Origin of the sequence: Desulfofundulus thermosubterraneus DSM 16057 (genome assembly GCF_900142025.1) — a bacterium.
Taxonomy (GTDB): domain Bacteria; phylum Bacillota; class Desulfotomaculia; order Desulfotomaculales; family Desulfovirgulaceae; genus Desulfofundulus; species Desulfofundulus thermosubterraneus.
On sequence record NZ_FQZM01000035.1, the window covers coordinates 1 to 15,663 of the forward strand.

A 15,663-nucleotide genomic window follows, 5' to 3' on the forward strand; every position below is an offset into this window, starting at 1 on the left:
TCCGACCTCTGTTCTTATGAGCCAGGCCCGCAACACCATCAGCTTTCATCCTCTCCTTCAAGCGGATTACCTGGCGTTCACTTAAGCCCAGGACCTCAGCAGCCTGCCTGTTGGTAATCTTGCCTTTGACGGCCTGTTCAATCACAAACACCCTGCGCGACTCTTTAGCACTCAAAAAGATTTCTCCTCCCATAGTGACATTTTCTCAGTCCGCTTACAGGGTGACAATATCATAGTCCGGTGACAGTAGTTTGACTAAGCAACCAATGTTAGCAAAGAAAACGCTGCGTACATAACTGAGAGTTGTGGTAAAGGTCATCGCTTCCGCAGAAGCTACCCGCGACGGGAACGGCATCGCCGCGCCGCCGACCTTATAGGACAGCGGCCTCGCAAGACTAAAACCGACTCGTGCAATGTTCAGGCTTCCCGCATAGTCCCGGTCCGCCTGCCAGCCGCACGAAGGACAGACAAACCAGGAACCGGAATCCTTTTCGGTCTTATTTCCCGGAGAGATTACGTGCTTCCCGGCGCCGAGGCACCGCGGGCAGACCCGGCTCGTGCCGCCCGGCGGCACCATGAACACCCGGATACCCGCCAGCTTCGCCTTGTATCTCAATAGCCGGAAAAGTAGACCCCGTACCACCGTGGACACCCACCAGTTGAGGTCCCGGTTACGGCCCTTTTTGCCGCGCAGCGTTACCAGCCATTCGACGAAAATGTGCCGACAGCCGAAGGCTCTGGCCAGCAGGACCAGCAGCGTGCTCACCGCGTGAGCAAGGGCGTGCTGTACCCGGTGGTACTTCTGCCATGCCGCCGCTATCTTCCGGTTGTACTTCTTCCAGTCTGAAGTCCCTTTTTCGTACCGGTCGCGTTCTTTCTGGAGTTTTTTGATGTCATCCCGGATGCGGAACAGCCTGGCCTTGAGCCCGGACCAGAACACGAAAAAGGGCGGCGTGAGCTGGCCCTTCCTTGAAACCACCGTGCAGGTCACCAGCTTCCGCAGGCCCCAGTCCACACTCAATGCCCGGCCAGGGTCACCGGAAGGTTTCTCCTCCGGCACATCCACCTTTGCGTCCAGCAAAGCCACGAGTTCGCCGTCCGGCTTGACTTTGAGCCGCAGGTCGGGGGCGCACAAGGTCCCGCCCGCAGCCAGCTTCTCCTGAAGTTCAGCAGGCAGCTCTATAGAAAAAGAGAGCCACTGCCAGTCCTTTTTCGACCGCGGTTCCGGAACAACCGGGAGTTTTATTTCGCCCGCCAGCCGGTTTCCTTCCAAACAGTACTTTATTGCCTGCCCGTTCTCCGCCCCGTCATCCGGGGCCAGGGTGTACGTGAACCGCTTCGGCTCCGGCTTTCTCTGGAACTCGAAAAAGTTCTGCGGCAGCCTTTCGTGCCCGGCATAGAATTCCGCTAACTGTTCGGCCACGTTGAGCAAATAGCCAAACTTTTCCGGGTTACCTTCAGCCTTGAACTCCTCGTAAAGCTTTCTTGCCGCGTTCTTCGCTCCACCGGCAAAGAACGGAAGAAGGTGCTCGAATATGCGCTTCCGCTCGGCCTGGGAGCGCAGGATGCGGCCCGCCGACTCCAGAATGCACCGCCAGGGACGGCTGGGGATGTAAACGTCCTCCGGACGGGACATTTCCGCGTCGAGAAGTTTCCAGATCTGTCCGGAGTGAGCCGCTACCTTCTCCAAACCTTCTAAAGACCAGTAATGCCTCAGGGCCTGCTCCTGCAGTTTCAGGCCCAGCGCGACCAGGGTTTTCACCGGCCCGACGAACTCATTCGGCAGCCTTACGCTCGTTGTCAGTATCAAGGCGTTCCAGCGCCCCTTTCACTTCCGCTTTTAGCTTTTTTACCTTGTGCGACCTGTGCCCGTAAAGTTTGCCTGCAAAAGAAGTGACTATGGTGAGCAAATCTTCTACCAGTTCCTGCTGCGGGCTGCGGTCCTCTTCCCGGTTGAGCACGAGCACTTCGACTCCGAAACTGTTGAAGTATTCCTCCAGATACTCAAAGCCGAACCGCGTCAGCCGGTCGGGATAAGTGACTGCAACGGCGCGTATTTTCCTCTCCCGGGCCATCTGCATGGCTTTCCGCAGGCCCCTGCGATTGGTGGAAAGACCAGAACCAACGTCAGTCAGCACCACCACTTCGGAGAACTTAGAACCATATGCATCCGTAAGTGCCTCCACCTGCCGCTGGAGGTCCGCCTTCTGATCGTGGCCGGACACGCGGGCATACAGTACTGCAGCGTCCGGGTTGGACTCACCCAAAAGGCGTCTTATTTCTTCTTCGGGGAACCGGCGCTCCCGCCCCATCCAGACGGCCCGGACCTTCCCTTCCTTCTCCCACCGGCGTAGAGTGTCCTTGTGAACACCTAGCAGGACTGCGGCTTCGGCCGTCCGGTATAAGCGTTGTTTGTTGTACTTAGACATTTCTAATATTCACCCAGTATAGTATAGCAAATCAATTAACTGTTAGCAACCCCGAGACACCGCGCTATTAAAAGCACCGCCCCGAGCCACAGGGCCGGGCGGAGGAACCACGCCTCCACGCGCGAGCCGGTCTCGAAAGTGAACGGCCACGGCAGCACTTCCCTCAATGACCACCTCCTTCCGAAGGGCCACGTCCACCACACCCCCTGGGGGTTGAAGGAGTCCAGCACCAGGTGGCTCAGGTACCCCGCCAGCGCCGCCCAGAACAGCGGGGCGGACACGGGCACCGCGAGCCTGAAGAGGGTGGCTACCCCTACCAGCGCCAGGAGGCTGTGCGTCGCGGCCCGGTGGCCCAGGACGGCCCGCGCGGCGGTATTCACTGCCGCACCCGCCATCGGCACGCTCTTTCGGAGGGCCTGGTTCAGCGCCGCCCGGCCGTGGTCCACGTCGGGGAGCACCGAAGCGAGCCCCGCCAAAAAGAGCGCGCCGGGCCACGTTTCCGGCGGTGCGCCCGTCAGGAAGAGCACGGCGGCGCCCGACAGGACGCCGCCCGCAAGGTGCGTGTCGTAGAGCATTCGAAATCACCTCAAAAAAAAGACCGCGGCAGGTACTGCACCGCGGCAAAAACAGCGAACAATCAAATTTAAAAATGTTCGGCCTCTCCTGCAAATGCCCCGTACACTTCCCGGCCCCGGATCCCCGCCCTGGCACGGGCCTCCTCGGCCCGCGACTGGATGAGGTCGGCTACCTCGTGGGGGCGCCTGACACCCTTCAGCTCCAGCACGGGGTCCGTGGCGTCGGCACCGTAGACTACCACGGTTCCGAGGCCCAGGAGACGTTCGAGGAGCGAGCGCCGCACCTGGACGTCCAGGACACGGTACAGCAGTAGCCGGTCTTCCCGGGTGGTAACGAGGCCACGTTTTACGTAGAGCGTGTCCCCGGCCAGGCGGTACCGCTCGAAAAGCACAGGCAGTCCCGCCCAGCGGGCCACGTCGGTCCAGGATGTTCCCAAGGCACGCGACACCGTCCTTTTCCGGCGCGGTAGCCCCTGGCTTTAGCCATGGGGAGGAGCGCCGGTAAATTTTTCTTGTGTTAATCGATTGGCTACGATATAATGAGCATATGAAAAAGTTTCTGGTTGAGTACAAATCCAACAATAACGTGGTCTACTCCTGTAAGTACCATGTAGTTTTCTGCCCGAAGTACCGGCGCAAAGTCCTGGTCGACGGAGTAGATGAGAGGCTGAAAGTTATTGCGAAGGAAGTTGCCGACAGCTGCCGGGCGGAAGTCCTGGAAATGGAAGTCATGCCCGACCACGTGTACATTCTCTGCGAAGTTGACCCGCAGTTCGGCATCCACAGGTTCGTTAAAACCCTTAAAGGACGCTCTTCGCGAATCCTGCGCGAAGAGTTTCCCTGGCTCAAAAAGAGGCTCCCTTCCCTCTGGACGAACAGTTACTTCGTCAGCACCGTGGGAGGGGCGCCCCTGCAGGTGATCAAGCAATACATCGAGCAGCAGAAAGGAGTCTAAGACTGTGGGCCGCTCAAAAACCGACAGCTTCGTGGTGGAAATACCCCTCAGAGCCAACTCCGAGCAGACCAGGAAAGCTCTCGCCCGTTTCGAGGCAGGCCGGCAGATCTACAACGCCTGCCTGGGTGAGGCCCTGAAAAGGCGCGACCAGATGCTCCGCTCGAAGATGTACCGGGCGGCCCTGGCCATGCCCCATAAAACCAAAGAAGAAATCAAAGCCCGAGCGGAAGCCTTCAAGGAAGCCAGGGAAAAGTACGGTTTCACCGAGTTCTCCCTGCACGCTTACGCAGCCAGAATCCGCGACTCCTGGCTGGGCGAGCACATCGACGCCAATACCGCCCAGACCCTGGCAACCAGGGCATACAGTGCGGTCAACAAGACGGTCACCGGCGAAGCCAAAAGAGTAAGGTTTAAGCGGTACGGAGAACTGAATACTCTGGAAGGCAAGACTAACAAACAGGGCATCCGCTGGAGAGACGGATGTCTGGTCTGGAACGGATTGGAACTACCGGCCATCATCGACGAAGATGACCCGGTGATCATGCACGGTCTCTCCTGCCCGGTAAAATTCGTCCGGCTGGTAAAAAGGACAATTCGCGGCAGGACCCGCCTGTATGCGCAACTTGTCTGCGAAGGTAAGCCCTATCAGAAAAAGAAGAACTATGTTACTGAAGGGAAAATCAGCCTGGACGTCGGGCCTTCCATCGTCGCTGAAGTGGGCGATACTGAGGCTAACCTCCACCTGTTCTGCCGGGAGTTGGACGACATCCACACAAAAATAAGGGTCCTGCAGCGCCGCATGGACCACCAGAGGAGGGCCAACAACCCGGACAACTACAACCCTGACGGTACGATCAAGAAGGGCAGGCTGCAGTGGAAGAATTCCAAACGCTATTTGAGGACCAGGGCGCGGTTCGCCGAGTTAAACCGCCGCCAGGCCGAGCACCGGAAATCTCTTCACGGTAAGTTGATCAACGACCTGCTCAGGAAGGGAAACCAATTTTACCTGGAGGACGTTTCGTACAGGGCGTTCCAGAGAAACTTCGGCAGGTCGGTCAACTACCGGGCGTCGGGCATGTTCGTAAACAGATTGGAGCAGAAAGCGACAGCAGCTAAAGGCAGGGTTGTCAAATTCCCCACCGCCAGCACGGCCCTTTCGCAAATGTGCCAGTGCGGACGGAAAGAAAAGAAAAAACTTTCCGCCCGGTGGCACAGGTGCGACTGCGGCGTTACTGCCCAAAGGGATTTATACTCCGGATTCCTCGCCCGGCATGTTAAAATCGACGAGGAAGGAAACTACTATCTCGACCGTCAATCAGCTATAGAAGAATGGCCGACAATCAAACCGTTGCTCGATGAAGCGATAGAAAAGGTAAAACGCAGTTACTTTTATGTCGCGCCAGCAAGTTTTGGGATATAAGTTTTTATCACGGGCTCATTCGCCTTGATACCTTCGGGTAGATGACGGGACGGGGCGGAGTCGTCCCGGCGGTCGGGGATGGGCCTTATGCCGAACCCGCGAGTGAAGCACGGTTCCATTAGCCGTGGTGGAGCGCCTACGGCAGGCCGGAGCGGGTCGACCGCAAAAGCTGCCCTGGATGATGCGACATGCTGAGGTTCTGCCCAGGTTCGACCGGCAGGAAAAGGCAGGCTGACAGGCGGCTACTCATGCGCTGGAGTCAGGAACCCCCTGGCTTTAGCCATGGGGAGGCTCAGTGCTATCACCTCACAGAATTTTCACCGGCGGGATATGCGCTGCAGGAACCGCCGGCTCCCACAGAATTACCTTCCCGGCCTTCAGCGATTCCCGCACGTCGATGAACCGCTGGTTACGGCTACCCCTGAAAGGCAGGGACAAGTCTGCCTCTTCCTGCACGAACCGCCCGTCTACAACCACGTCCGTTAGGACCAGTAGACGGAGTACCGCCGGGTCCGGGTGGGCTAATAATTCCTCCCACGTATAGCCCGTGTAGACCCAGAGGTTCAGACCCAGCGACTTGATGTGCCGGGCCACCTCCACCAGAGCTGCCGCCTGGCAGAACGGTTCCCCGCCAGAAAAAGTGACACCCGTAATTAACGGGCTTGACGGCAGGGAAACCAGGACGTCAGCTACGTCCACTTCCGTGCCGCCGTTGAAGTCCCACGAACCGGGGTTCTGGCACCCGTAGCACCGGTGCGGGCACCCCTGTACGAAGAGCACGTCGCGGAGACCGGGACCGTCTACGACGCTCTCATATACAAGGCCGTTCAGGCGGAGCTTAATGCCTGTTTTTCGGGAAGCGGCACCCGCCGCGGCTTCAAGGTTCGTATGCTTTACTCTGTCCCTCAGTTCCGCCAGCTTCGGCGCGTTCCAGCGGTCCGTCTCCGCCAGGTACCCGGTAATGCGCCGGATCCTGCGGATGGGGGACTTCTCATAGGTCTTGATTTCTATTTCGTCTCCGCAGTCGGTTAGAACAATTTTGGCGATTTTCTTCCCCTGCCGGGCGAAGGTTTCTTTTTCTTCGGCAACCAGCCGGTCCACGAGTTCCTGTTCAATGGCGCCGTTGACGATTATTTGCAACGCGGGCACCTCCCAACAGAAAAAGCGAAGATAATATTCTGTCTTTATAAATCCAAATTATCTGTTATAATTAATTGCAGGGTGATTGATTATGAAAACAACCTTATATGTCAACCGGAAACTTTTGCGCGAAGCCATGGAACTGGCGGGGCTGAAAGGGATTACTGAAACCATCGAAGCGGCCCTCACGGAATTCGTCCGCCGCAAACGCCTGGAAAAACTTGCGGCGAGCCTGGGCAGGATCGATCTGGAGCTGAACGATTCCGCACTCGAGGAGATACGTCGGGATGAATGAACGGTTTCTGGTCGACACCTCGGTCTGGATCGAAGCCCTGCGTCCCGGAGGGCGGCAGGAAATCGTCCGCTGGTTAAAGGAAGCGCTGCTCCGGGAAACCGTGGTCCTCGCCCCTCCCGTAAAAACGGAGATCCTGCTGGGTGCCAGAAACGAAAAACAGTTTGCCGAACTGAACGAAATGCTGAACGCACTCCCACTGCTCGAAGGGGAACACGCGGTTTGGGAACGCGCCGCCTTTTTCGGCTTCCGCCTGCGGCGTCAAGGTCTGGTAATTCCCCTGGTCGACCTTATCATCGTTTCCTGGGCGCCTCACCATTCCTGTACTCTCGTTCACCGTGACAGGCATTATGACCTGATTGCAAGCGAATTTCCAGAACAGAAGTTTCTGAGCTTCACGGAGCATTAAAAAAAACGGACGTCCGTGAGCAGACTTTTCCCCAAAACTTGACTTGATGTTTAGATTTCTAAACTTACGGGACCGGCATTCTGTTCCGTTCCGCCCGCACGCCTTAAGGGAAACAGGCAGAACGGAACCCAAAAATCAGAGCACGAAATCCGCAAAGGCGTCGTCGATGTCGTCCCTGACAGCGGGACCGGAACTCTCACCGCCCGGCCCGCTCTCTCCGAGCTTCGCCTGGCCGCGGGCCGCCAGGTCCAGGAGCGCGTCGAGCTTCTGAAGGCACGGAGCCCCGAAGCGGGCGTACCAGGTCACCGCGCGGGCCACGTAGCCAGCCCGGTCATCCTGGGCGTCAAGCACTTCCGCCACGTCTGGTGGCACCCTGAACTTTATGCGGTAGGACTTGTCGACCATTACGTGCCACACCTCCAGCACTGGCCGTACCTGCCCTGTATGGCAGGAGCGGCCTTTCGCGTGCCACACCCCGCGCGGGCCGCACCCGCCTGTGGCACGGATCGCGCGGCAAAGCGGGTTTAGTCCCCGCCGTTACCGGCTTTCCCCCGTGCCACGGTGACCAGACCCTTGGCCAGGAACCCGGCGGCGTTCGCGAACTGGGAGTCGGGCATCACCTCGCAACGCGCCAGGCGCGACACGGCGCCCTGGACCAGGGCGGCGCCGCCGCCCGCCAGGAACACCACTTCCAGGCGTTTCAGGCAGTCGCTCCACCGCCGCGCCACGCGGGAGGCCACTAATTCGGCCAATTGCGCGGATTTCGCCGCGGCCATCCCCGGCACGTCGAATTTCCTCCGGTCGAACGTCAGGGGGATTCCCCTGATCACGGCCTCCTCCACCCACTCCGGATTGGGGGCCATGCCCACCTCGCGCTTTATCTCGTCCTGCACGGCTACGACCACGTCGTTGGTGCCCGCCGGGATGGTGTCGACGTACCCTTCCAGCGGCTTCTTCGCCCCCGCGTCGTAGAGGATTATGTCCGTGGTCTTGAACCCCACATCTACCAGGCCGACCACGCCGGACGGGCGTATGCCGCCCCGGACGAGGTGCCCGTACAGCGCGCCCACCGCCTGGGGAAACATGATGACGTCCTCGAACACGATTTTGACCGGACTCCCGTTCAGTAGAATTTCCGTTCCGGAGAGCCTTTCCAGCGACTTCTTCAGCCCCGGGGCCTGTTTGAAGAACGGCTCCAGCGGGAGGCCCGTCACCATGGTCACCGGCTCGCCCTTGCACAGGGCACCCACGGCGGCCAGGAGAAGCGGCCTGATCTCCTCCGCGTTGCTCCTTTCGTCCGAGAAAGGCCGGGCGGCGTCCCGCGCCTGGGACAGCGCCAGGTAGCCGATGAAGTAGTGCTCCGGAGTGTCGCCGGGAACCACCAGCTCGTAGTTGTCGGCTTCGGAAGTGCCGTCGTAAACCATCCCCGCCATCCTACGCTCGAAACCGGTGCCCACCACGGAGGGGAACAGTACGCGCTCCCCGGATTCCGCTGCTGCTTTGGTATAACCGTAACCCGTATCAATACCAATAATCATGCGATTCAGCTCCTTTTTTAGTTTTTCTGAAAGCTCTGACATCCTCCCACCCCTAAAGAGGTGGGGTTCCCCTTTAGAAGTAGTCGGTTTTATACTTCGCGGCTGCTCAAGGCAGACTTAGGCAGCCTGCCTGAACGTCCCCTGTTCACGGCCTTTCGGTGTGGTTTTTCTCCACACGAACAGGTTGACCGCAGGGCGTGCCAGCGCGCCCACTACTCCTAGCCGGGTCGGCAGGGCCAGGCCGACCTCACGGAGACACCTTTGGAGAATGTTGTACGCACCCACCAGGTCGGCGTTGAAGTCCAGAACATCAAAAGGCATCAAAATTCCCTCATCCCGTTGACTGCACATCTTACTCGGTGAACTGCCTTCTCCAGCAAGTCCACCGCCCGTGCCGCGTCTCCGCAACTAAATTCCGCGCCCGCCGTCAGCCTCCCGGCTTCATACAGTGCCTGCCGCACTCCCTCGAGTGCTTCCCGGAACCTGATCCGCTCCAGATCCAGCGCGGAAAGAGCGAGTTCCTTAGCTTTTTCGGAACCGTACCTTCCAGCAAGTTCCTGCAGCGATCCCTTTATGGCTTCCACCCCCTCCCACATTACAGGGGTCAGCCTGATTTCGGCACCGGTATTCTGTGCCAGCTCAAGGGCACACAGAAAAGTGTGCGCCGCTCCTTCAAGTTCATCACCCCGCACTGCTCAACACCTCCAATTCAGAAAGTCCACGCTTCAACCACACCACTTTGATCCCGGCCTTCCGGGCCAACTCCCTGACACGGTGCATCAGGGTGTGATTGACGAAGCCGGTATAGACCACCACCAGTCCCGTACCTCTCGGGAAACTTTCGGGCAGTTTTTTCCGTCTGCCGTCCCAGTGGACGATCTCCCGGACGCCAAACTTTTGTCTGAGTATTGCCGGCGCCGCACCTAAACGGTCGGTGCCTACGATGAGACATCGCACAAAAACCACCTCCTGCAAAAAACAGCGGGCCGGGTTTTCCCGGCCCGGAAGGAAAATGCATTTTTATTGTCAAAATATTTTCTTAAATTTTGAGGATAGAGTCTGGGCAAAAGGAGGTTCGTTATGCGTTTTTTCCCTTCGTGGAATGAGATGAAGGTGGGTGACTCGGTTACTTTTTCCCGCACCTTTACCGAGGGAGACGTTGCTAACTTTATAGGAATAACCGGGGACTTTAATCCAATTCACATGGATCTCCAGGTAGCTATAAAATGCGGCTTTAAAGAACGAGTTGTACCGGGACTTCTTACGGCCAGTATGATTACGCATGCTGGAGGTACACTGCTTCCCGAACCATACCCGGCGGCGAGAATGTCCTTCCGTTTCCGGGCTCCGGTATACATAGGTGAAACAATATGCGCTAAGGTTGTCGTGGCAGAAAAGGATCCTGACAAAAACAGACTCACGCTTTATATAACTTGTACAAACCAGGAAGGGAAGGTTGTTTTGGAAGGAGAGGTATCAGGTAAAATTGTTCCAATCTTTTCCGCCATGGGGAGCCCGTAATCGCGGAGGCCCCAGTACGGGGGAGAAGTTACCACGCAGTGAACGCTCTCGTCAGGCAGACTTTGCAGTACCTCCAGTACGTGGCCGATAATGAAGCGGTGGTGGCTCACGGGAAATCCCTCCGAAAAGAAAAAACCGGGCGGGTTTTTCTTTCGGACCCGCCCGGCAGAAAAATTGCACCGCACAGCAACGTGTGTTATAATACAAGCAATAGAGCCCGCCACGCCTCCAGGTATCTGGACGATACCTGCGCGGACCATGGTGGGCCATTCGTATTTTCTTCGCATTTCTCCGCTACCTCACTCTTACCACATCCTCTACCGGCCTCCCCCCAAGCTCCTTCACCCCCACTTTGGCAAAAGAGGCCAGCACCTTCTGCCTTTCATTTTCGTTGCTCACGAAAATGGCGCGCGGGGGGTGCGCACCAAAGAAATCCACTCCATTTTTGAACATTATCTGGGCGCGCCAGCTCCCGCTCCCGGTACTTTCGTATTTCGGGAGGTCTTCAACCTTCCTGGTCCTGCCGGAAACGTTGTAGTGGTGGTCTTCGGGGTTCACCGCCCCGAAGTCATCTCCTCTGGTGGCGAACCAGTCCGACCGGGTCAGGAGCGTCTCCGGGTCCCACACGATGTCGAAGTCCTTCTGGTTTTTGTTCTTGCGGAAGAAGCAGAAGGCGTAGCTCGCGCCGCCGGTGACCATGTCCTCCTTCGACGACACCCCCGAGTGCTTCACGCCCATGCGCCGCCGCAATTCCGTGGAGGCGAGGACGCCGCCGTTCTCGATCATGCGGCACAGGATGTCAACCTTTTTCTTGGGTGTGGTCTTAATCTCGTGCACGACACAGTAACCTTTGGTCTTCTCCCGCACGACTTCCGGCGTGAGGTCGAACCGGTTCCAGAAGTGGAAGCCCTTCCGGGATTGCGCCGCCGCGGGCACCGGCCGGTAGGTCGGGAGCTTGTCCAGCCCGCCCGGGGCGAGGCCGAGCTTCCTCTCGAAGAACCTCTTCAAGAGCCGGGTCTTCTCCGCAAGAAGCGCCCGCTGGTTCTGGAGCACCAGTTCCTTGGCCAGGGCAAGCATTTCCTCCTCCGCCAGGCCCTTCGCGGCGGCGCCGTCGAGCGCCGCCAGCAACCTGGCCTCCTGCTTCATCTCCAGGGTTTTCAGGGTTTCGCCGACGGCCCTGTACTCCGGGTCTTTCTCGTACCCCTGAGCCCAGACATTGCGCTCCAGGTACATTACCTCCGCCTCTTCCGCCGAGGCGGGCGGCTCGGCGTGCAAATGCAGGAGTTTCAGCTTCTGCAGCGCTCCCCTGCCGTCATTTACCCCCGGCGGGGCTATTAATTCGAGCGTGCCGCGAAGGGAATAAGGCACTGACTTGTCGTTCGGGTGGTACACGGCCTGGTAGCCGTCGCCCAGGTCTATAAGGTACTCGACGCCGTAAAAGCCGTCTTCTTCCCGCGTGCCGTCCCAGACGGCCGACCCGCCGGACTCCGAAGCGTTTATCCGGGATCCCGTACGTTTCCTGGCCGGGAGACCTTCTCCCTTGCCCGCCGGGACGACAACCTCCTCTTCCACCTCGACCGTTTGAGGCGCGGTGAACTGCGTCACGAAGGGCGCCTTCGTCTTGCCGGCCACGGCGGACTCCACCGCCTTGAGTTGCGACATGTAGTGCCCCAGCATGGCCTGAACTTTTTCGTCCTGGGCGCTGCCCTGCAGTTTTTCGAGTTTGGCCCTGAGTTCCGCCATCCCCTTCAGCGTGTGGTCCGGGATCACGTTGTCCTTGCCCTCGCCGGTGTGGTGGTTGACGCTCTTGGCTACCTTCAAGAGCTGGGCGTACAGGCCCTCCTGCTCGTCCAGGGGGAGGGGCGCTTCCTTTTCCACCTGGCGCTTGACTTTTACGGTGTGGCCGCCCTCAAGGTCCAGGGCGTCCAGGAGCTTGGCCTCGGACTCCTCCCGCACCTTGCCGAACAGGACCAGGCGGGACTTGGAGGAGTCCCCGCCGGGGTCCCTGAACAGAGTCGCGGTCAGCGTCTGGTCCTCTATGTCCGGCCCGGCCACCAGGAAAGGCCGTCCCAGCGGACCGGCCTCCGCCACGCCCTCCCAGAAATCCTCCCTGACGGGGCTGGCTTCCAGGAGCCAGGCGGGAGGCGGCGCAGACGGAGAAATGGGGGTTGCCTCTGCGACTTCCGGCGCTCTCTCCTCTTTACCTGCACTGCCTGGCTCATCCGCCGACTGTGCAGGATGCGCGGAAGCCGAAACATCCGTAAAAGGTTCCTGCTCTCCCTGGACCGCCCCCGCATTCACATAACCCTGTTTCGCCGCTTCATTCTTAAGATTTTCCTGGAACTGCTCGTAGGTTATTTTACCTTCCAGAAATTTTGCATACTCGTCGTCGTAAAAACCCCAAAAATCGCTGTCAATAGGGACGACCCCGATGTAATCAAAATCCGGCGGCTTTTGCACTTCTCCAGTCTCAACGAGCGGGGCCAGTTCTTTTTTCAGCTTTTCCTGGTCGCTGCTTAATATCGCCAAATGCCCCATGTCCAGCGGAACGGCTATGCCCAGTTCCTGGGCCTTTTCGTTTGCCAGGGTATATAATTCAGTCGCGCTGATCTCCCCTGCCTGGAATTTCTTAAGAGCGTTGGTCTGCCAGTTCCAGTACAGACCCCACATGGTAGGTGCGACTCCAGAGGATATTTCAGGTCCCGGCGCTTCCGGAGCCAGAGCAGGAGAAATGGCCGCACCCGCACCCAGGGCATGAACGCTTTTCTTCTTCTTGCTCCCGCCGCCCACCGGAGATCACCCCTGCATCCCGCCAGTTCCACCGGGAGAGGTACCGGCCCCACGGCAGTCCCGGCAGAGGTTAAAATCGTCGAACCAGGGCCAGGCGACATCCACCGTATCCCCTATATGCAGGGATTCGCCGCACCTGTTACAGCGCGGCATGCCCAGGCGATCAACTATCTCTTCCCGCTCTTCAAACCAATCTGCATCCAAAATTTTTTGCAGAAAAAGCATTTATCTGCACCACCTTCCGGCTTGACTTTGACTATCTTTGACCTTAGCTGAAGTCCACTGCGGTATTCAGCACCTTGCTGAAAAACTCCGCGAAGTCCTTCCGGAGGCTGTTCTTCCGCTCGCACGCCCGGCGGAGGAACTCCTCGGCCACCTCCTGGTCTGACGGCTTGCGTCCGAGCCGCTGAGCCGCTAATTTCTCCATCCGCTTCCACCAGGCGATCTGGTCCTTCGAAGGGGAGGACATCGCCGCCTCCACGACCGGGCGGAGCATTTCCCGGTACTCGCCGTCCGGTATCTTCTCGAAGGCTTCTATGACCGGAAGGGCGTCGTAGGGGTTGAGCTTCACCTTGCCCTCCCTGGCCGCCCGGTAGAGGGCGTAGTAGACCGGTTCTTCCGCCCCGTGCACCTTGTTCGGGTGGTAGTCCAGGGAGAGCCGGTCTTCCCCGAAGTACTTGAACGCCTGGCCCTTGTCCACCCCGACGAGGGCGCCGCCCGGCGTGACGATGAAGTTGTCGTGCTTTGCGTCGTGCTCGGACGTGGCCCAGGAAACGACGTGCTCCCGCACCAGCGCCCGCACCTGGGCGGGGGAAAACGCGGTGGGGTCGGGACCCAGCTTCTTCGCGTCCTTCAGGAACGGCTGAATGCTACCCTTACCGTAAGGAGTTTCGGTTACGTACACGTCCACGCCGGGCTGGCCTACGCGCCGCGCCACGCGGGAGGCCGCCGACTCGGCCTCGGCCACTGCGCCCCCGGAGTGCTTGTCCGGCTTGAAGAGCCACTCCCGTCCGTGCTGGTCGGCGTATATGTACTTCGTGTGCACGCCGCCCAGGTCTTTCGCCTCCCGCTTGAACGAAAAAGACAGCGTGCTGAACTCCTCGGGCGCGACCCGGGGGACTTCTTCCCTGACCTTCTCGAAGAAGCGGAGCACGTCCAGGATGCCTTTCGCCTTCTGAGAGAACTCCGAGATGCCCAGCTTCAGGTTGGCCACGCCGTTTTTCAGGGACTCCCGGGCTTTCTGGACGAGCGCGACCGGGTCCAGGGTCACCGGCGGAACGGCGACCGCGGCGCCGTCCGGAGTTACGCCGGCCACCACGAAGTCTTCCGCGGCCTTCTCCTTCTCCTCGACACTGGACTGGACCTGGGGCGGGAGTTCCTGGAAGTCGTGTTCCGCGTTCTCGTTGACCTCTCCAATCGCGGCCGTCCCGTCCGGGTAGGCTGGGTTAACCGCCGCCTTCAATACGGGCGAAGCGCCGCCAGCGGCTCCGCCACCCGCCGACAGGACAGCGTGTTTCAGGCCTTTCTTCTTGCCCAGTCCGACCAGGGTAACCTCGGGCCAGGAGGACACCACCTTCGCGGCCCCCGCGGCCACCTTGGGGGCCGCAGGCCCGTAGTAGTCGCCCCCGTACCCTTTCGAAACCGCCTGGGAGAGGGCCTGGTAACCCGCCAGGTCGGGCGTGAAGCTGCCACCCGCCACAGCGGACATGTCCGGCGCGGCGGACGGTGCGATGCCGGCACCTAAACCGGCACCGCTGCCTAAATTCACCGCGCTGTGTTTCTTTTTGCCGCCGCCGCCCATGCAGTATCGCCTCCTTTCATCATCTACCATCTATGGAAAATATAAATATAGTTAACCCATCATGCTTCGCACTTCAGTAAAGGTAGTTGATGCCCTCCCTTTTTCCATCAAAAACAGAAAAAGCCCGGCATTCTATCTAGAAGCCGAGCTCGGAAATTTTCGGTTTTCCCGGGCGAAAACCTGTTCCCTACGAAGCAACCGGCGGAGGCAGTTCCACCCCGGTCTCGCCCGCCGCTTCCCATATCGCCACCTGGTGCATGGACTCCTGGACGGCGATCTCCCCGAAGTACCGCCGGAAATTCATCCCGGTGACGGGGACGATGAGTTCCGGCATTTTGTCCCCGTCCTCGCCCATGATCCGGGCCACCTCCCTCTCCATGGCCTCCCGGTCCTCCAGGTCGACAACGACGCGCTCGACGACCCCCACGTCGTTGGTTATGCCGTTGCAGCCCTCTTCAACCCAGTACTGCAACGCCCCGAGCATGTTCTGCGGCTCGATACGCCGGAACACGCCGGGCCACTTCTGACCGAGCCGCCAGTCGGGGTACCCGCCCAGTTTTTCGTCGAACGCCGGGACCGCGTCCGCCCTGTAGAAGTGCGTCGGCACCTCCGCCCACGCCCACCGGCCGTCCTCCAGGACAATTACGAACACCGTCGGCCAGATGGGCGGCATCACGCTCGGGTCGGGAGTTTCGAGAAAACGGTATATGGTCAGCTTCTCGCCCTTTTTAAATTTGTACGCCTTCATCTCATCGATCGTGAAAAACGGAGTATGTATCTGCATTCCCATGAA

General features: G+C 59.2%; 20 protein-coding genes. 5 read left to right on the forward strand and 15 right to left on the reverse strand.

Annotated elements, in window-relative coordinates:
- The 5 genes from BUA65_RS19235 to BUA65_RS12710 all read right to left on the reverse strand — a co-directional run.
- A partial coding sequence (locus BUA65_RS19235; RefSeq protein ID WP_207543902.1) for a helix-turn-helix domain-containing protein occupies window positions 1-193 on the reverse strand: 193 nt, incomplete at its 3' end.
- Window positions 194-214: 21 nt separating this feature from the next.
- Window positions 215-1,810, reverse strand: coding sequence for an RNA-guided endonuclease InsQ/TnpB family protein (locus BUA65_RS12695; protein ID WP_072870184.1), 1,596 nt, complete (start codon window positions 1,808-1,810; stop codon window positions 215-217).
- Entirely contained in the window at window positions 1,776-2,429 is a 654-nt protein-coding gene (locus BUA65_RS12700) for an IS607 family transposase (protein WP_072870185.1), read from the reverse strand. The genes BUA65_RS12695 and BUA65_RS12700 overlap by 35 nt, the downstream gene beginning before the upstream one ends.
- A gap of 35 nt (window positions 2,430-2,464) precedes the next feature.
- Window positions 2,465-3,004, reverse strand: coding sequence for a metal-dependent hydrolase (locus BUA65_RS12705; RefSeq protein ID WP_072870187.1), 540 nt, complete (start codon window positions 3,002-3,004; stop codon window positions 2,465-2,467).
- Window positions 3,005-3,072: 68 nt separating this feature from the next.
- A complete protein-coding gene (locus tag BUA65_RS12710) occupies window positions 3,073-3,441 on the reverse strand; it encodes a PH domain-containing protein (protein WP_072870188.1) in 369 nt (122 codons plus the stop codon).
- Window positions 3,442-3,551: 110 nt separating this feature from the next.
- On the opposite strand from BUA65_RS12710, the gene tnpA reads away from it, so the two are divergent.
- Together tnpA and BUA65_RS12720 are read left to right on the forward strand one after the other, a co-directional pair.
- Entirely contained in the window at window positions 3,552-3,959 is a 408-nt protein-coding gene (gene tnpA / locus BUA65_RS12715; RefSeq protein WP_072870249.1) for an IS200/IS605 family transposase, read from the forward strand.
- Window positions 3,960-3,963: 4 nt separating this feature from the next.
- The gene (locus BUA65_RS12720; RefSeq protein WP_072870190.1) at window positions 3,964-5,379 is read left to right on the forward strand and encodes a zinc ribbon domain-containing protein; all 1,416 of its coding nucleotides are present in this window, start codon (window positions 3,964-3,966) and stop codon (window positions 5,377-5,379) included.
- A 306-nt stretch (window positions 5,380-5,685) separates the two neighbouring features.
- On the opposite strand, the gene nrdG is transcribed toward BUA65_RS12720, so the two are convergent.
- Window positions 5,686-6,519 carry an anaerobic ribonucleoside-triphosphate reductase activating protein gene (gene nrdG, locus BUA65_RS19125; RefSeq protein ID WP_131821504.1) on the reverse strand — a complete coding sequence of 278 codons (834 nt, stop codon included), beginning with the start codon at window positions 6,517-6,519 and terminating at the stop codon, window positions 5,686-5,688.
- A gap of 91 nt (window positions 6,520-6,610) precedes the next feature.
- Between nrdG and BUA65_RS12735 the strand changes: the two genes are divergently transcribed.
- Window positions 6,611-6,814 carry a type II toxin-antitoxin system VapB family antitoxin gene (locus BUA65_RS12735; RefSeq protein ID WP_072870191.1) on the forward strand — a complete coding sequence of 68 codons (204 nt, stop codon included), beginning with the start codon at window positions 6,611-6,613 and terminating at the stop codon, window positions 6,812-6,814.
- Entirely contained in the window at window positions 6,807-7,220 is a 414-nt protein-coding gene (gene vapC, locus BUA65_RS12740) for a type II toxin-antitoxin system VapC family toxin (RefSeq protein ID WP_072870193.1), read from the forward strand. Before BUA65_RS12735 ends, vapC begins: the two co-directional genes overlap by 8 nt.
- A gap of 135 nt (window positions 7,221-7,355) precedes the next feature.
- Here the strand turns inward: vapC and BUA65_RS12745 are convergent, their stop codons facing one another.
- The 5 genes from BUA65_RS12745 to BUA65_RS12765 form a co-directional block, all read right to left on the reverse strand.
- A complete protein-coding gene (locus BUA65_RS12745; RefSeq protein WP_131821505.1) occupies window positions 7,356-7,646 on the reverse strand; it encodes a hypothetical protein in 291 nt (96 codons plus the stop codon).
- Window positions 7,647-7,744: 98 nt separating this feature from the next.
- Window positions 7,745-8,800 carry a ParM/StbA family protein gene (locus tag BUA65_RS12750; RefSeq protein ID WP_072870196.1) on the reverse strand — a complete coding sequence of 352 codons (1,056 nt, stop codon included), beginning with the start codon at window positions 8,798-8,800 and terminating at the stop codon, window positions 7,745-7,747.
- Between the two features lie 75 nt (window positions 8,801-8,875).
- Complete coding sequence (locus BUA65_RS12755) at window positions 8,876-9,079, reverse strand: hypothetical protein (RefSeq protein WP_072870197.1); 204 nt, start codon at window positions 9,077-9,079, stop codon at window positions 8,876-8,878.
- Window positions 9,079-9,450 (reverse strand): hypothetical protein, encoded by a 372-nt coding sequence (locus tag BUA65_RS12760; protein ID WP_072870199.1) that lies wholly within the window; start codon window positions 9,448-9,450, stop codon window positions 9,079-9,081. Before BUA65_RS12760 ends, BUA65_RS12755 begins: the two co-directional genes overlap by 1 nt.
- Window positions 9,440-9,715 (reverse strand): DUF2325 domain-containing protein, encoded by a 276-nt coding sequence (locus tag BUA65_RS12765; RefSeq protein ID WP_072870201.1) that lies wholly within the window; start codon window positions 9,713-9,715, stop codon window positions 9,440-9,442. Before BUA65_RS12765 ends, BUA65_RS12760 begins: the two co-directional genes overlap by 11 nt.
- Window positions 9,716-9,838: 123 nt before the next feature.
- Between BUA65_RS12765 and BUA65_RS12770 the strand changes: the two genes are divergently transcribed.
- The gene (locus BUA65_RS12770; protein WP_072870202.1) at window positions 9,839-10,279 is read left to right on the forward strand and encodes a MaoC family dehydratase; all 441 of its coding nucleotides are present in this window, start codon (window positions 9,839-9,841) and stop codon (window positions 10,277-10,279) included.
- A gap of 294 nt (window positions 10,280-10,573) precedes the next feature.
- Here the strand turns inward: BUA65_RS12770 and BUA65_RS12780 are convergent, their stop codons facing one another.
- The 4 genes from BUA65_RS12780 to BUA65_RS12795 all read right to left on the reverse strand — a co-directional run bounded on the left by BUA65_RS12780 (window position 10,574) and on the right by BUA65_RS12795 (window position 15,660).
- Entirely contained in the window at window positions 10,574-13,069 is a 2,496-nt protein-coding gene (locus tag BUA65_RS12780; protein WP_072870206.1) for a hypothetical protein, read from the reverse strand.
- A 6-nt stretch (window positions 13,070-13,075) separates the two neighbouring features.
- A complete protein-coding gene (locus BUA65_RS12785; protein WP_072870208.1) occupies window positions 13,076-13,294 on the reverse strand; it encodes a hypothetical protein in 219 nt (72 codons plus the stop codon).
- 43 nt (window positions 13,295-13,337) lie between these two features.
- The gene (locus BUA65_RS12790; protein WP_072870209.1) at window positions 13,338-14,870 is read right to left on the reverse strand and encodes a hypothetical protein; all 1,533 of its coding nucleotides are present in this window, start codon (window positions 14,868-14,870) and stop codon (window positions 13,338-13,340) included.
- Window positions 14,871-15,057: 187 nt separating this feature from the next.
- On the reverse strand, window positions 15,058-15,660 hold the full coding sequence (locus BUA65_RS12795) for a hypothetical protein (RefSeq protein WP_072870211.1): 603 nt from the start codon (window positions 15,658-15,660) through the stop codon (window positions 15,058-15,060).
- Window positions 15,661-15,663: the final 3 nt, after the last annotated feature.

Bases quoted from the DNA above. Each gene is read 5' to 3' on its own strand.
- BUA65_RS12700 (WP_072870185.1), bottom strand. From the start codon at position 2,429: ATGTCTAAGTACAACAAACAACGCTTATACCGGACGGCCGAAGCCGCA.
- BUA65_RS12705 (WP_072870187.1), bottom strand. From the start codon at position 3,004: ATGCTCTACGACACGCACCTTGCGGGCGGCGTCCTGTCGGGCGCCGCC.
- tnpA (WP_072870249.1), top strand. From the start codon at position 3,552: ATGAAAAAGTTTCTGGTTGAGTACAAATCCAACAATAACGTGGTCTAC.
- BUA65_RS12735 (WP_072870191.1), top strand. From the start codon at position 6,611: ATGAAAACAACCTTATATGTCAACCGGAAACTTTTGCGCGAAGCCATG.
- vapC (WP_072870193.1), top strand. From the start codon at position 6,807: ATGAATGAACGGTTTCTGGTCGACACCTCGGTCTGGATCGAAGCCCTG.
- BUA65_RS12750 (WP_072870196.1), bottom strand. From the start codon at position 8,800: ATGTCAGAGCTTTCAGAAAAACTAAAAAAGGAGCTGAATCGCATGATT.
- BUA65_RS12755 (WP_072870197.1), bottom strand. From the start codon at position 9,079: ATGCCTTTTGATGTTCTGGACTTCAACGCCGACCTGGTGGGTGCGTAC.
- BUA65_RS12770 (WP_072870202.1), top strand. From the start codon at position 9,839: ATGCGTTTTTTCCCTTCGTGGAATGAGATGAAGGTGGGTGACTCGGTT.
- BUA65_RS12785 (WP_072870208.1), bottom strand. From the start codon at position 13,294: ATGCTTTTTCTGCAAAAAATTTTGGATGCAGATTGGTTTGAAGAGCGG.
- BUA65_RS12790 (WP_072870209.1), bottom strand. From the start codon at position 14,870: ATGGGCGGCGGCGGCAAAAAGAAACACAGCGCGGTGAATTTAGGCAGC.
- BUA65_RS12795 (WP_072870211.1), bottom strand. From the start codon at position 15,660: ATGGGAATGCAGATACATACTCCGTTTTTCACGATCGATGAGATGAAG.